The organism is Pseudomonas sp. TH10 (assembly GCF_016651255.1).
GTDB lineage: Bacteria > Pseudomonadota > Gammaproteobacteria > Pseudomonadales > Pseudomonadaceae > Aquipseudomonas.
Map to the genome: position 1 here is coordinate 1 of NZ_JAEKEG010000058.1, position 14892 is coordinate 14892.

At 58.9% G+C, this 14892-nt stretch carries 11 protein-coding genes and 1 pseudogene; 5 read left to right on the forward strand and 7 right to left on the reverse strand.

Annotated elements, in window-relative coordinates:
* The coding region (gene clsB, locus JFT80_RS09025; RefSeq protein ID WP_201147646.1) for a cardiolipin synthase ClsB at nt 1–568 on the forward strand (568 nt) is incomplete at its 5' end.
* A complete protein-coding gene (locus JFT80_RS09030; RefSeq protein WP_201147647.1) occupies nt 555–1544 on the forward strand; it encodes a lysylphosphatidylglycerol synthase domain-containing protein in 990 nt (329 codons plus the stop codon). The genes clsB and JFT80_RS09030, both read left to right, overlap by 14 nt.
* An 87-nt stretch (nt 1545–1631) precedes the next feature.
* Here JFT80_RS09030 and JFT80_RS09035 read toward each other — a convergent pair whose 3' ends face one another.
* From JFT80_RS09035 to JFT80_RS09045, 3 genes are all read right to left on the reverse strand, one after another.
* Nucleotides 1632–2387: a S9 family peptidase gene (locus JFT80_RS09035; RefSeq protein WP_201147648.1), complete on the reverse strand. Its 756-nt coding sequence runs from the start codon at nt 2385–2387 to the stop codon at nt 1632–1634.
* The gene (locus JFT80_RS09040; RefSeq protein WP_201147649.1) at nt 2377–3486 is read right to left on the reverse strand and encodes a DUF3182 family protein; all 1110 of its coding nucleotides are present in this window, start codon (nt 3484–3486) and stop codon (nt 2377–2379) included. The genes JFT80_RS09035 and JFT80_RS09040 overlap by 11 nt, the downstream gene beginning before the upstream one ends.
* A gap of 129 nt (nt 3487–3615) precedes the next feature.
* Nucleotides 3616–4605: a GlxA family transcriptional regulator gene (locus tag JFT80_RS09045; RefSeq protein WP_201147650.1), complete on the reverse strand. Its 990-nt coding sequence runs from the start codon at nt 4603–4605 to the stop codon at nt 3616–3618.
* A gap of 101 nt (nt 4606–4706) precedes the next feature.
* Here JFT80_RS09045 and JFT80_RS09050 point away from each other — a divergent pair, with 101 nt between their 5' ends.
* Both JFT80_RS09050 and JFT80_RS09055 read left to right on the forward strand, forming a co-directional pair.
* Nucleotides 4707–5261: a cysteine hydrolase family protein gene (locus JFT80_RS09050; RefSeq protein WP_122838848.1), complete on the forward strand. Its 555-nt coding sequence runs from the start codon at nt 4707–4709 to the stop codon at nt 5259–5261.
* A gap of 133 nt (nt 5262–5394) precedes the next feature.
* A pseudogene (locus tag JFT80_RS09055) lies at nt 5395–7598 on the forward strand (OsmC domain/YcaO domain-containing protein).
* Nucleotides 7599–7676: 78 nt separating this feature from the next.
* Here the strand turns inward: JFT80_RS09055 and JFT80_RS09060 are convergent.
* Complete coding sequence (locus tag JFT80_RS09060) at nt 7677–8201, reverse strand: single-stranded DNA-binding protein (RefSeq protein WP_008081898.1); 525 nt, start codon at nt 8199–8201, stop codon at nt 7677–7679.
* A 9-nt stretch (nt 8202–8210) separates the two neighbouring features.
* Nucleotides 8211–9608 (reverse strand): MFS transporter, encoded by a 1398-nt coding sequence (locus JFT80_RS09065; protein ID WP_201147651.1) that lies wholly within the window; start codon nt 9606–9608, stop codon nt 8211–8213.
* A gap of 193 nt (nt 9609–9801) precedes the next feature.
* On the opposite strand from JFT80_RS09065, the gene uvrA reads away from it, so the two are divergent.
* Entirely contained in the window at nt 9802–12636 is a 2835-nt protein-coding gene (gene uvrA, locus JFT80_RS09070) for an excinuclease ABC subunit UvrA (RefSeq protein WP_201147652.1), read from the forward strand.
* 65 nt (nt 12637–12701) lie between these two features.
* Here uvrA and bfr read toward each other — a convergent pair whose 3' ends face one another.
* Both bfr and JFT80_RS09080 read right to left on the reverse strand, forming a co-directional pair.
* Nucleotides 12702–13169 carry a bacterioferritin gene (gene bfr / locus JFT80_RS09075; RefSeq protein WP_007918444.1) on the reverse strand — a complete coding sequence of 156 codons (468 nt, stop codon included), beginning with the start codon at nt 13167–13169 and terminating at the stop codon, nt 12702–12704.
* 149 nt (nt 13170–13318) lie between these two features.
* Nucleotides 13319–14767 (reverse strand): catalase, encoded by a 1449-nt coding sequence (locus JFT80_RS09080; RefSeq protein WP_374091339.1) that lies wholly within the window; start codon nt 14765–14767, stop codon nt 13319–13321.
* Nucleotides 14768–14892 lie beyond the last annotated feature (125 nt).

The following is a 14892-nucleotide window of genomic DNA, read 5'->3' on the forward strand; positions in this document are numbered from 1 at the left end:
GGTACTGCGCAGTGCTCAGCGCCGGGTGGTGATCGCCAACGCCTATTTTTTCCCGGGCTATCGCCTGCTGCGCGAGATCCGCAATGCGGCCCGCCGGGGCGTGGAGGTCAAACTGATCCTGCAAGGCCAGCCGGACATGCTGGTGGCCAAACTCGCTGCACGCATGACCTACGACTACCTGCTCAAGGCCGGCGTGCAGATCCACGAATACTGTCAGCGCCCGTTGCACGGCAAAGTCGCGCTGGTGGACGAAGAATGGAGCACCGTCGGTTCAAGCAATCTCGACCCGTTGAGCCTGTCGCTGAACCTGGAGGCCAACGTGCTGATCCGCGATCGCGCCTTCAATCAGCAATTGTTCGAGCGCCTCGAAGAACTCAGCCAAAACCACTGCAAAGCCATGGACGCCAGTCAATCACCGCGCGGGCGCATCTGGCACATGACCGTGGGCTTTCTGGTGTTCCACTTTCTGCGGCATTTCCCGGCAATGGCCGGTTGGCTGCCGGCGCACAAACCGCGCCTGAAATTGTTTACCCATTCAACCGGGAGTGATCGCCATGAGCAGCGCTGAAACACAGTCGGCGCCGCACGCCGAGAGCCCGGGAAAATCCCGCTGGAGTCGCTGGAAACGGCCACTGACGATGCTGTTTTTCCTGGCGCTGATCGTGCTGTTCACGATGCTCGCCCGCCGCATCGAATGGAATGAAGTGTTCGACACCCTGGCGGACTTCAAGGTACGCACCTTGATCATCGCTGCAGGGCTGACGCTGGTGAGCTTTCTGGTATACGCCTGTTTCGACCTGATTGGTCGCACCTACATACGCCAGGATCTGACCTGGAAACAGATCCTTCCGGTGGGCATCATCAGCTATGCATTCAACCTGAACCTGAGCGCCTGGGTCGGCGGCATCGCCATGCGTTATCGACTGTATTCACGGCTCGGCGTGAGCAAAGGCAACATCGCCAAAATCCTTGGGTTGAGCCTGGCAACCAACTGGTTCGGCTACATGACCATTGCCGGAGTGGTGTTCAGCAGCGGACTGGTGAGCATGCCGCCGGGCTGGAAGATCAGCACCACGGCGTTACAAGGTATTGGTGTGCTGTTGCTGCTGATCAGCGCCGGATATCTGGCGGCGTGCCAGTTCTCCAGGCGCCGTGAATGGTCGATCCGTGGCGTGGAAATCAACTTGCCGTCGCTGCGCATGGCGGTGTTACAGCTGTTGCTGGGCGCATTGAACTGGTCGCTGATGGCGGCGGTGATATTCACGTTGTTGCCGAGCAAACTCGACTATCCGTTGGTGCTAGGGGTGTTGTTGATCAGTGCGATTGCCGGGGTCATCACGCACATTCCGGCAGGGCTTGGTGTGCTCGAAGCCGTGTTCGTCGCGCTGCTGCAACATGAGGCATCGCGAGGCGGTCTGGTGGCCGGGTTGCTGGCGTATCGAGCGATTTATTTCCTGCTGCCGTTGTTGATTACGTTGGTGATGTATCTGCTGGTGGAGGCGAAGGCCAAGTCGTTGCGGATCGAGAAGAAACCGAGGCATTAAGATCAAGAGATCGCAGCCTGCGGCAGCTCCTACAGTTGGAATGTATGCTCTCTGTAGGAGCTGCCGCAGGCTGCGATCTTTTGATCTTCAAGACTGAATAATGCTCAACCGCTCACCCACAACCATCTCGGTAATCCAGTCCACCAGAATCGACGTATAGGCCTGCTGCGAAACCGGTTCACTCAACGCGTGATCGGCGCCGTCGATAATCCGGTGCGTCAGGGAATGCGTCTGCTGGCACGCAGCGCGGTAACTCATGATCGCCGCGTGGGGCACATAGTCATCGGTTTCCGATTCGACCAGCAGAACATCCCCGGTGAATTGCGAACACGCATGCAGCGCGCGATTGCTGTCGGCGCGCACCAGCGTGCTTCGGTAATCACGCAAGTCCGCCTTGTCCAGATCACGTTTGGGGGTGTGCCATTGTTCGTCGCGATACAGCGCCGGTACCCGCAGCGCCAGCCAGCGTACCGGGCGTAAAGAGGTGAGGATCGAAGCCAGATATCCGCCGTAACTGGTACCGACTACGGCAATCGCCGAGGTGTCCAGCGCCGGATGCGAGAGCAGGCGATCGTAGGCCGCCAGCAGATCGCGCAGATTGTCCTCGCGGGTCACCCGGGTCAAGGGAATGCCTGTGCCGCCAGTGTGCCCGCGCAAGTCGAAGGTCAGACACACGCACCCGAGACCGGCAATGCCTTTGGCCCGTTCAAGATCACGCTCCTGACTGCCGCCCCAACCGTGGACGAACAACACCCCCGGCACTTTCGATTTGGGACTGAGAAATGTCCCGCTCATCTGCTCATCATCAATGTCGATTTGAATGCTTTCGCTTCTAGCCGTCATAAGATTTGACCGTTACGTATTTGAGAAGAAATTCGCTGTTCTCGGCCGGGCCGCGGTACACCTCGATGGCATCCGCCGGCAGTGGCTGATCAACGTAGGTTTCCACCGACGACACGCGTATCGCGCGCATCCCCGGATCGTTGACGAAGGACTGCAGGCCCGCCACTTCGGCGCTGCTGGCGCCGCCCATGCGCCAGGATTGTTCGAGCACACCGCTGCGCACCTGCCCTTCTCTGTCCAGGCCTTGGGCGATATCGTAATTGCGCCGCGAAGCGTAGAAACCGGGGTAGGCCTCGTCGGCGGCGCTATCGAACACCTGGGCCTGGCGAATCGCCAGCCGCACATCTTCTGCCAACGGCAACTCGAGCAGGTCTTCGTAGTATCCCCGGACGACCAGCAGGTTTGAACCGCCGTAGACCTGCTCGCCGTGAGCATCCTCGGTCAGGTACTGATCACCGCAGTAGCTGAGCACCTGGTCGCCGATGAAGCTCTGGCCGACGCTGTGGGTGATGACATTTTGCAGATCCTGCTCCAGCACCACACCCTCGCTGAACAAGGACTGGGCATCGGGTCTGGCGAGAATGGTGTCAAATTGCTGGAGGGTTTTGACGACCTCCTGGCCACGACCGGCGCAGGCGTGCACCGGTTTTAACCGGATCGGGCCGCTTTGCAACAGATGCTCCGCTGCGGGACGGGCGTCTTCCAGGGAAAAGACAGTCAGACCGTCCAGCACCACGTTACGCACCCGCTCGGAAAACAACGGTGACCAGCCTTCAGGCGCATAGGCATCGCGACTGAATAAACCATGGCTGATGGCCTTGGTGCAGATGAAATCGTGGTCGACATAGCCGCCCCACAAATCCTCCGGTCCCCTCACCCCCAGTGCCCGAGCGGCCGCCACGCCTACCAGCGTCTGGGTTGGCAATAGATACAGCTCGCGACCGCCGTGTACGCTCGCGTCGTAACTGCCACCGAACTTGAGCCCGAGAATCTGCGCCAGCCAACGAGCCAGCGCGCGGTTGGTCTCCACCTCATGCTGAGGTGCCTGGGCCCGCACGGAGTGCGCGACGACCAGTTTCTTGCGGTTTGTTGGGGTCATGCATCCCCCTTCAATCTGCGCTTGGTGGATGTCGCAGGTCAGGGCTTCTGATCAAGCCTGGTGCCACCTGCTGGATGCCGCCAGTGAATCTTGCGGTTAATCACTCCGACATTCCCCCTGTTCGAGCGTTCAACTCTGGCCAGCGCCGACGCCGAAGCGACTGCGGTAATCACTCGGCGCCAGGCCGGTAATTTTCCTGAACGTGGACCGGAACGCACTCGGGTCTTGATACCCCACCGTCCAGGCAATGTGATCGATCGTGCCGTTGGTGAATTCAAGCATTTCCCGCGCCTTGCCGACGCGCAGATGCTGGCAGTACTCGGTCGGTTTGAGCCCGGTAGCGGCACGAAAACGACGCAGGAAAGTGCGTTCTTCCAGGCCCGCGCGTTGCGCCATTACGCTCAGGGATACCTCGGTCGCGCCTGTGCTTTGCAGCCAATGCTGAACCTTGAGGATCGCCGCGTCGCCATGACTGAGAATAGGTGAGAAGTTGCTGCCGCACTCGCTGGCACTGTCGCTGTGTTCGATCACCAGAAACCGTGCAGTGCCGGTGGCGATGCTCGGCCCGAGCAGCCGATCGACCATGCGCAAACCGAGTTCCGACCACGCCATCAATCCGGCAGTGGTGATCAGGTCGCCGTCATCGACGATGGGCGTATCGGCTTTCAGTTTGATCTGCGGATATTGCTCGGCGAAAGCCTTCGCCGACGTCCAGTGTGTGGTGGCACTGCGGCCATCGAGCAGACCACTTTCCGCCAACATCAGCGAACCGACGCAGACGCCGCCGAGCGTCGCACCACGGGCATGTTGATCACGCAACCACTGCGCAAGGCAGGCCGGCATTTGCGCCGGACTGAAGCCGCCAATTGATGGCGGAATCAACACCGCGAGCAAATCGCCTTCGGAGCCCGGAAGACTGTCGTAAACCCGCGCGGGCGGCTGCTCACCGTCGACCTGCCAATGACTGACCCGCAACACCGGCAATTGCGCGGCCTGATGCTCAGCGGCAATCCGGTTGGCGACTCCGAACAGATCGGTCAAGCCATGCACTGCCGCCATTTGCGCACCGGGGTAAATCAACACGCCCAGTTCAGCCACAGCGGCCCTTTCTGCGCCCATTGTCAGTTTTCCCCTGTCTATTGTCGGTGCGGCCAATCCTCGGAATGCCTGCCACACCCGATACTCCATTGCACACCCAAACACTTCAAGAGGAAACAGTCATGGCCAAGCAAGCACTCATCGTAGTCGATATCCAAAACGACTACTTTCCCCAGGGCAAGTGGCCGCTGGTCGGCGCCGACGCTGCTGCCGACAACGCCGTAAGACTGCTCAAGGCCTTTCGCGATGCCGGTGACTCGGTGGTGCATATTCGCCATGAGTTCACTTCCGACGAAGCGCCCTTCTTCACTCCAGGCTCCGACGGCGCGAAATTGCACCCCAAGGTTCTGAACCGCGCCGATGAACCGGTGGTGCTCAAGCACTTCGTCAACTCGTTCCGTGAAACCGAGCTGCAGTCGATCCTCGACGAGCAAGGTATCAGGGAACTGGTCGTGGTCGGCAGCATGAGCCACATGTGCATCGACGGCATTACCCGCGCCGCTGCCGACTTCGGCTACACCGTCACCGTGATTCACGACGCTTGCGCCTCACGCGACCTGGAGTTCAATGGCGTGACAGTGCCAGCCGCCCAGGTTCACGCCGCGTTCATGTCGGCCTTGGGCTTTGCTTACGCCAGCGTGATCTCGACTGACGAATTCCTCGCAGCCAGCCGCTGACCGTGAAAAGGGCCAGGCCGAATCCTCCGGCCGGCCCTTGCTTTGCCGGCTAAAACAGCCCGACGGGGGAGACTTACCGTTGAAATGCCGGATAATGGCGCCCATTCGTTTAGCCGTATTCTGGTAATCCCGCATGGAAATCAAGGTCAATTTTCTCGACAACCTTCGACTTGAAGCCAAGTTCGACGACTTCACGGTGATCGCCGATCAGCCCATTCGCTACAAGGGCGATGGCTCGGCACCGGGGCCGTTCGACTACTTTCTGGCGTCGTCGGCGTTGTGTGCGGCGTACTTTGTGAAGTTGTACTGCGACACGCGCAACATCCCCACGGAAAACATTCGCCTTTCGCAGAACAACATCGTCGACCCGGAAAACCGCTACAACCAGATCTTCAAGATCCAGGTCGAGTTGCCAGCGGACATCTCCGACAAGGATCGCCAGGGCATTTTGCGTTCGATCGATCGCTGCACGGTGAAGAAGGTCGTGCAGACCGGCCCTGAGTTCATCATCGAAGAAGTCGAAAACCTCGATGCCGATGCTCAGGCTTTGTTGATGCCGGTTGCCGGTTCGGACGCTGGCACTTTCATTGCGGGCAAGGACCTGCCGCTGGAGCAGACCATCGCCAACATGTCGGGCATTTTGGCCGACCTGGGGATGAAGATCGAAATCGCTTCGTGGCGCAACATCGTGCCCAACGTCTGGTCGCTGCACATCCGTGATGCGCATTCGCCCATGTGCTTCACCAACGGCAAGGGCGCGACCAAAGAAGGCGCACTGGCCTCGGCGCTGGGTGAGTTCATCGAGCGCCTGAACTGCAACTTTTTCTACAACGACCAGTTCTGGGGCGAAGAGATCGCCAATGCCGAGTTCGTGCATTACCCGAACGAGAAGTGGTTCAAACCGGGGCCAAAAGACGAACTGCCGAGCGAAATTCTCGACGAGTACACCCTGAAGATTTACAACCGCGACGGCGAGTTGCGCGGCTCCCATCTGATCGATACCAACTCGGGCAATGAAGAACGGGGCATCTGCTCGCTGCCTTACGTGCGGCGTTCGGACGGTGAAGTGGTGTACTTCCCTTCCAACCTGATTGAGAACCTGTTCCTGAGCAACGGCATGAGCGCCGGCAACACCCTGGCCGAAGCCCAGGTGCAATGCCTGTCGGAGATCTTCGAGCGCGCGGTCAAACGCGAAATCATCGAAGGCGAATTTGCCTTGCCTGATGTGCCGGCCGACGTGCTGGCGAAGTACCCGGGTATCCTGGCCGGCATTCAGGCCCTGGAGGAGCAAGGGTTCCCCGTTTTGGTCAAGGATGCATCCCTGGGAGGTGAATTTCCGGTGATGTGCGTGACCCTGATGAACCCGCGCACTGGCGGCGTATTCGCCTCGTTCGGCGCACACCCGAGCCTGGAAGTGGCACTGGAGCGCAGCCTGACCGAGTTGTTGCAGGGCCGCAGTTTCGAAGGTTTGAACGACTTGCCGCAGCCGACTTTGAAGGGCACGCGGTCACCGAGCCGAACAACTTTGTCGAGCACTTCATCGATTCCAGCGGTGTCGTGTCGTGGCGTTTCTTCAGCGCTGCAGCGGATTTCGAATTCGTCGAGTGGGACTTCTCCGGCCAAGGCGAAAACTCCAATGCCGAGGAAGCCGCCACCCTGTTCGGCATCCTCGAAGACATGGGCAAAGAAGTCTACATGGCGGTCTATGAGCACATCGGTGCCAAGGCCTGCCGGATTCTGGTGCCGGATTACTCGGAGATCTACCCGGTCGAAGATCTGATCTGGGACAACACCAACAAAGCCCTGCAATTTCGCGCCGACATCCTCAACCTGCATAACCTCAGCAAGGTCGGCCTGCGCAACCTCGCCCAAGGCCTGGAAAAAAGCGAGCAGGACGATTACACCGAGATCACCACGCTGATCGGCATCGAATTCGATGACAACACCGCTTGGGGTCAGTTGACGATCCTGGAGTTGAAGCTGCTGATTTATCTCGCCCTGCAGCAATATGAAGAGGCGAAAGAGGCCGTGGAAATGTTCCTGCAGTACAACGACAACACCGTTGAACGTGGCCTGTTCTATCAGGCAGTCAACGTCGTGCTGGAAATGAAGCTCGACGAAGACCTGGAACTGGAAGACTACGAGGCTAATTTCCGCCGGATGTTTGGCGACGAGCGAACGGATGCGGCGATTGGTTCGGTGGACGGCAGCGTGCGCTTCCATGGCTTGACGCCGACCAGCATGAAGCTGGAGGGGCTGGACCGGCACCTGCGGCTGATCGACAGTTACAAGAAACTGCACTCGGCGCGAGCCAATGTGACTGCTCTGTCACGTTAACCTTTTAACGGCGCCCACAAAAAAGCGAAGCCATATGGCTTCGCTTTTTTTATTTTGCGGTTCTGAACAAGCTGCGGATCAGAACGGAATATCGTCATCGAAGCTATCGAAATCCGGAGCTGGTTGCGGTGCGGCCTGCTGTGGAGCCGGGGCCGAACGCTGTTGCGGAGCCGACTGCTGCGGACGCGGAGCCTGCTGGCGTGGTGCCGGAGCGGACTGCTGGTAGTTGTTGCCACCGCCTTGTTGGTCGCCCTGTTGTGGACGGCCGCCGAGCAGTTGCATGGTGCCTTGCATGTCGACCACGATTTCGGTGGTGTAACGCTTGATACCGTCTTTTTCCCACTCGCGGGTCTGCAGTTTGCCTTCGATGTAGACCTGCGAACCTTTACGCAGGTATTCACCGGCGATCTCGGCCACCTTGCCGAACATCGACACACGGTGCCATTCGGTCTTCTCGACCTTCTGACCGGTTTGCTTGTCAGTCCATTGTTCGCTGGTTGCCAGACTCAGGTTGGTCACGGCGTTACCGTTAGGCAGGTAGCGAACTTCGGGATCCTGGCCGCAAGTGCCGACCAATATGACTTTGTTAACCCCACGGGCCATAACGTTCTCCTAAGCGCCGCAAGCAGCCTCGGCCGGGTTGTTCACCAGGCGTTCGAGGGTGTCGCGATCCACTAATTCTTTGTCCAGTTTGATGTAAACAGCCGCCTCATCAGCGACTATCACTGCATCTGTTACCCCCACGAGGGCCTTGAGGCGCTCGACCAGACCCGCTTCGCGGATCGCCTCGGGCGACAACGGCAAGCGCAGGCTCGTCACGTAGGGAGGTTCGCGCATGGTAACAGCAAAGGCCAGCCAGATGGCAGCCAGACCGGCGCATCCGAGGAACACAACCGACAGACCGCCATGCTGAAACAGCCAGCCGCCGAGTATCCCGCCGAGTGCCGAACCGAGGAACTGGCTGGTGGAGTACACGCCCATGGCCGTGCCCTTCCCGCCTGCCGGTGAAACCTTGCTGATCAGCGACGGCAATGAAGCCTCCAGCAGATTGAACGCGGTGAAAAACACCACCGTGCCGATCACCAGAGCCCGCAAGCTGTCACCGAACTGCCAGAAGAATAGCTCAGTCAGCATCAGCGTCATCACCGCGCCCAATAAAACTCGTTTCATTTTGCGTTTCTTCTCGCCGTAGATAATGAACGGGATCATGGCGAAGAAGGAAATCAGCAGCGCAGTGAGGTAAACCCACCAGTGCTGCTCCTTGGGCAGGCCGGCTTTTTCGACCAGTGCCAGGGGCAAGGCGACGAAGCTGGACATCAACATGGCGTGCAACACAAAAATGCCCAGGTCCAGGCGCAACAGGTCCGGATGCTTGAGCGTTGGCAGCAGCGCCTGGCGGGCCACACCGGATTCTCGATGCTGCAGCGGACCGGTGGCACGGGGCACCATAAACATCACGATGACGATGCCAAGCAGCGCCATGGCGCCAGTGGCCAGGAACAACCCGGAGAGGCCGAAGGCGCGTGTCAGCAGAGGGCCCACGACCATTGCGACGGCGAATGACAAACCGATGGTCATGCCGATCATGGCCATGGCTTTCGTGCGGTGCTGCTCGCGGGTCAGGTCGGACAGCAGTGCCATGACCGCAGCAGAGATCGCACCGGCACCTTGCAGGATTCGGCCGGCGATCACGCCCCAGATCGAATCGGCTTGAGACGCCAGGACGCTGCCGAGGGCGAAGACGATCAGGCCCAGGTAAATCACCGGCCGGCGGCCAATACGATCGGAGATGATGCCAAACGGAATCTGGAAAATTGCCTGCGTCAGGCCGTAAGCGCCGATTGCCAGGCCTATCAGGGCCGGGGTCGCTCCTGCCAGATCCATGCCGTAGGTCGCCAGTACCGGCAACACCATGAACATGCCAAGCATACGGAAGGCGAACACCAGGGCCAGACCGCTTGCTGCGCGGGTCTCACTGCCACTCATGCGTTCGCTGTGGGGATCGTGCATGGAAAAACCTCATGTGAACCGGCGGCGATTCTACCAGTCCCATCGATTGACAGGGTATATCGCGACGCTTTGCCGCGCATCACCTGACAGACTCTTCATGTAAGAGCAATAACCCGCTCGTTTGATAGTGTGCATCCATCCAGTATTTGCCCGTATACTCCTACGTTTTCGACGCCCGCCGAGCGAGGCCACTTTGGACAAGATCCTGATACGTGGGGCCCGTACCCACAACCTGAAGAACATCGACCTGACCCTGCCACGGGACAAACTGATCGTTATCACCGGCCTGTCCGGATCCGGCAAGTCTTCCCTGGCCTTCGACACGCTCTACGCCGAAGGTCAGCGCCGTTATGTCGAATCGCTGTCGGCCTACGCCCGGCAGTTCCTGTCGATGATGGAAAAACCCGACGTCGACACCATCGAAGGCCTGTCGCCGGCGATCTCCATCGAACAGAAGTCGACCTCGCACAACCCGCGTTCCACGGTCGGCACCATCACCGAAATTTATGACTACCTGCGCCTGCTCTATGCACGCGTCGGTACCCCGCGCTGCCCCGATCACGACATTCCGCTGGAAGCCCAGACCGTCAGCCAGATGGTCGACCTGGTGTTGGCGCAGCCGGAAGGCAGCAAACTGATGCTGCTGGCGCCAGTGATCCGCGAGCGTAAAGGTGAACACCTTTCGGTCTTCGAAGAATTGCGCGCGCAAGGTTTCGTTCGCGCCCGGGTCAATGGCCGGATCTGCGAGCTCGACGAGCTGCCGAAGCTGGATAAACAGAAGAAGCATTCGATCGACGTCATCGTCGACCGTTTCAAGGTGCGCGCCGATCTGCAACAGCGCCTGGCCGAATCGTTCGAGACCGCTCTGAAACTGGCCGACGGCATCGCGCTGGTCGCACCGATGGACGACGAGCCGGGCGAAGAGATGATCTTCTCCGCACGCTTCGCCTGCCCGATCTGCGGTCACGCGATCAGCGAGCTGGAACCCAAACTGTTCTCCTTTAACAACCCGGCCGGCGCCTGCCCGACGTGCGATGGCTTGGGGGTGAAGCAGTTCTTCGACATCAAGCGACTGGTCAATGGCGAGCTGACACTCGCAGAGGGCGCCATACGCGGCTGGGATCGGCGCAACGTCTATTACTTCCAGATGCTTGGCTCACTGGCCTCGCACTATGGTTTCAGTCTGGAAGTGCCCTTCAACGAACTGCCGGCCGATCAGCAGAAATTCATCCTGCATGGCAGCGGTTCGCAGAACGTCGACTTCAAGTACTTGAACGACCGTGGCGATATCGTCAAACGTTCGCACCCGTTCGAAGGCATCGTGCCGAATCTGGAGCGTCGCTACCGCGAAACCGAATCGGCGAGCGTACGTGAAGAGCTGGCCAAGTTCCTCAGCACGCAGTCCTGCCCGGATTGCCGCGGCACCCGCCTGCGTCGCGAAGCGCGCCACGTATGGGTCGGCGAGAAGACGCTGCCGGCGGTGACCAACCTGCCGATTGGCGATGCCTGCGAATACTTCGGTGCCCTGAAGATGACGGGGCGTCGTGGCGAGATCGCTGACAAGATTCTCAAGGAGATCCGCGAGCGCCTGCAATTTCTGGTCAACGTGGGTCTGGACTATCTGTCGCTGGATCGCAGCGCTGACACCTTGTCCGGTGGCGAGGCGCAGCGGATTCGTCTGGCCAGCCAGATCGGCGCGGGCCTGGTAGGCGTTCTGTATATTCTCGATGAACCCTCTATCGGTTTGCACCAACGTGATAACGATCGGCTGCTCGGCACCCTTAAGCACCTGCGCGATATCGGCAACACGGTGATTGTGGTCGAGCACGACGAAGACGCAATTCGTCTGGCTGACTACGTAGTGGATATTGGCCCTGGTGCCGGGGTGCATGGCGGGCAGATCGTCGCTGAAGGCACACCTGCCGAAGTCATGGCGCATCCGGATTCCCTGACAGGTAAATACCTGTCGGGCCGGGTGAAGATCGAAGTGCCGGCCAAGCGCACGCCGCGCAACAAGAAGCAGGTTCTGGCGCTCAAAGGTGCACGCGGCAACAACCTGCGCAACGTCGATCTGGAAATCCCGATTGGCCTGCTGACCTGCGTGACCGGTGTTTCCGGCTCAGGCAAATCGACGCTGATCAACAACACGCTGTTCCCACTGAGCGCCACGGCACTCAACGGTGCGACCACGCTGGAAGCGGCAGCGCACGACAGCATCAAGGGCCTGGAACATCTCGACAAAGTCGTCGATATCGACCAAAGCCCGATTGGCCGCACGCCACGCTCCAACCCGGCGACGTATACTGGACTGTTCACGCCGATTCGCGAACTGTTCGCCGGTGTGCCCGAGTCGCGCTCGCGTGGTTATGGGCCGGGACGTTTCTCGTTCAACGTCAAGGGCGGGCGCTGCGAAGCCTGCCAGGGCGATGGCCTGATCAAGGTGGAAATGCACTTCCTGCCGGACATCTATGTGCCGTGCGACGTGTGCAAGAGCAAGCGCTACAACCGTGAAACTCTTGAAATCAAATACAAGGGCAAGAACATCCACGAAACCCTTGAGATGACCATCGAAGAGGCACGGGTGTTCTTTGACGCGGTGCCCGCGCTGGCGCGCAAACTGCAAACGCTGATGGATGTAGGCCTGTCTTACATCAAGCTGGGGCAGTCGGCGACGACGTTGTCCGGCGGCGAGGCGCAGCGGGTGAAGTTGTCTCGCGAACTGTCCAAGCGCGATACCGGCAAAACCCTGTATATCCTCGATGAGCCGACTACCGGCCTGCACTTCGCCGATATCCAGCAATTGCTCGATGTGCTGCATCGCCTGCGCGACCACGGCAACACTGTGGTGGTGATCGAACACAACCTCGATGTGATCAAGACAGCCGACTGGTTGGTGGATCTTGGCCCAGAGGGCGGCTCCAAAGGCGGGCAGATCATTGCTACGGGCACGCCAGAGGAAGTGGCCGAGATGAAACAGTCTCACACTGGCCACTATCTCAAGCCGCTGCTGATCCGTGATCGGGCCTAAACGCCAGGCATGAAAAAGCCCCTGTCACTTCAGCAGTGACAGGGGCTTTTTTGTATCGGTTGCAATCAGGAAGTGTGAGATTGCAGGTAGTTCTCGAGACCAATCAGCTTGATCAGACCCAACTGTTTTTCCAGCCAGTAGGTGTGATCTTCTTCAGTGTCGTTCAGCTGAACGCGCAGGATCTCGCGGCTGACATAGTCTTTGTGCTGCTCGCAAAGTTCGATGCCTTTGCACAGCGCGGCGCGGACTTTGTACTCGAGGCGCAGATCCGCTTCGAGCATCTCCGGCACCGTGGTGCCTACATCCAGATCATCCGGACGCATGCGCGGTGTGCCTTCGAGCATCAGAATACGGCGCATCAACGCGTCTGCGTGACCTGCTTCTTCTTCCATCTCGTGGTTGATTCGCTCGTAGAGCTTGGTGAACCCCCAGTCCTCATACATCCGCGAATGAACGAAATATTGATCACGCGCGGCCAGTTCGCCGGTCAGCAACGTGTTGAGGTAATCGATTACGTCTGGGTGGCCTTGCATCGCCCTACATCTCCCTGCTTGAAAGGCTGTAGTTTGAACCAACATGACTGGAAGGTCACCCATTTCGCGCAATAAAAGTGAAGATATTCTGAGAAAAGCAGCCTAAATAACGCAAAAACCGCCCAAATGAGGGCGGTTCTGCTTCTCGTTTAGACTTCGTTAATCTGTACGTTGAGTGCCTTTGCGATTGCTTCTCCATACGCCGGATCGGCCTTGAAGAAATGTTGCAGCTGACGATCAACCACGTCGCTGGAAACACCCGACATCGCCGCGCAAATGTTGCTGACCAGCAAATGCTTCTGCTCGTCGCTCATCAGGCGAAACAGCGCACCGGCGTGACTGTAGTAGTCGGTGTCTTCGCGATGATCAAAGCGGTCAGCGGCGCCGCTCAGCTGCAGGGCTGGCTCGGCGTATCGAGGCGCCTGCTTAGGAGCGTCCACGTAGCTGTTGGGCTCATAGTTGGGTGCCGCACCACCATTGCTGCCAAATGCCATAGAGCCGTCGCGCTGGTAAGTGTTCACAGGGCTGCGAGGTGCATTCACCGGCAGATGCTGGTGATTGGTACCTATGCGGTAGCGGTGGGCATCCGCATAAGCGAATACACGGCCCTGGAGCATGCGGTCCGGCGACAAGCCAACACCTGGGACCATGTTGCTTGGCCCGAATGCCGCTTGCTCGACTTCAGCGAAGTAGTTCAGCGGATTACGGTTGAGCTCAAGCTCACCCACTTCGATCAGAGGAAACTCTTTCTGCGACCAGGTCTTGGTCACGTCGAAAGGATTCTCGTAATGAGCAGCCGCTTGGGCTTCAGTCATGATCTGAATGCAAACGCGCCATTTCGGGAAGTCTGCGCGCTCGATCGCTTCGAACAGGTCGCGCTGGGCGTAATCTGGATCGGTACCGGCCAGGCGTGCAGCATCTGCTGGCGCGAGGTTCTTGATCCCTTGTCGGGTTTTGTAATGCCACTTCACCCAGTGACGCTCGCCCTTGGCATTGAGCAGGCTGTAGGTGTGGCTGCCGAAGCCGTGCATGTGACGGTAGCCGTCAGGGATGCCACGGTCCGAGAACAGGATGGTGATCTGGTGCAACGCCTCAGGAGAGAGCGACCAGAAATCCCATACCATCTGTGCACTTTTCAGATTCGTTTGCGGCAGGCGTTTCTGGGTGTGGATAAAGTCCGGGAACTTCAGCGGGTCACGGATGAAGAACACTGGTGTGTTATTGCCAACGATGTCCCAGTTGCCTTCTTCGGTATAGAACTTCAAAGCAAAGCCACGCGGGTCACGCGCGGTATCCGCCGAGCCACGCTCACCGCCAACGGTGGAGAATCGAAGGAAGGTGGGTGTTTCTTTACCAACCGACTCGAACAGCTTCGCCCTGGTGTACTGGGTGATATCCCGGGTGACGGTGAATTTACCGTGAGCGCCCGAACCCTTGGCGTGTACACGACGTTCAGGAATGTTTTCACGGTTGAAATGCGCAAGCTTTTCGATGAGGTGAAAGTCATCGAGGAGCAACGGACCCCGAGGGCCGGCAGTGCGAGAGTTCTGGTTATCGGCAACGGGCGCGCCGCTGGCGGTGGTAAGGATGGTACTCATGCTCAATCTTCCTCAGGTCAGGCTAGGAACTGCCGGCAAATCGGCTTGGAGGGAGTATTGACCATCAAGATGACACCATCAAATGCATTAAGTCATGGACTTTGATAGAAAATAACTAATACAGA

Coding starts and splice junctions, on each gene's coding strand:
- JFT80_RS09030 (WP_201147647.1), top strand. CDS start 555: ATGAGCAGCGCTGAAACACAGTCGGCGCCGCACGCCGAGAGCCCGGGA.
- JFT80_RS09035 (WP_201147648.1), bottom strand. CDS start 2,387: ATGACGGCTAGAAGCGAAAGCATTCAAATCGACATTGATGATGAGCAG.
- JFT80_RS09040 (WP_201147649.1), bottom strand. CDS start 3,486: ATGACCCCAACAAACCGCAAGAAACTGGTCGTCGCGCACTCCGTGCGG.
- JFT80_RS09045 (WP_201147650.1), bottom strand. CDS start 4,605: ATGGGCGCAGAAAGGGCCGCTGTGGCTGAACTGGGCGTGTTGATTTAC.
- JFT80_RS09050 (WP_122838848.1), top strand. CDS start 4,707: ATGGCCAAGCAAGCACTCATCGTAGTCGATATCCAAAACGACTACTTT.
- JFT80_RS09060 (WP_008081898.1), bottom strand. CDS start 8,201: ATGGCCCGTGGGGTTAACAAAGTCATATTGGTCGGCACTTGCGGCCAG.
- JFT80_RS09065 (WP_201147651.1), bottom strand. CDS start 9,608: ATGCACGATCCCCACAGCGAACGCATGAGTGGCAGTGAGACCCGCGCA.
- bfr (WP_007918444.1), bottom strand. CDS start 13,169: ATGCAAGGCCACCCAGACGTAATCGATTACCTCAACACGTTGCTGACC.
- JFT80_RS09080 (WP_374091339.1), bottom strand. CDS start 14,767: ATGAGTACCATCCTTACCACCGCCAGCGGCGCGCCCGTTGCCGATAAC.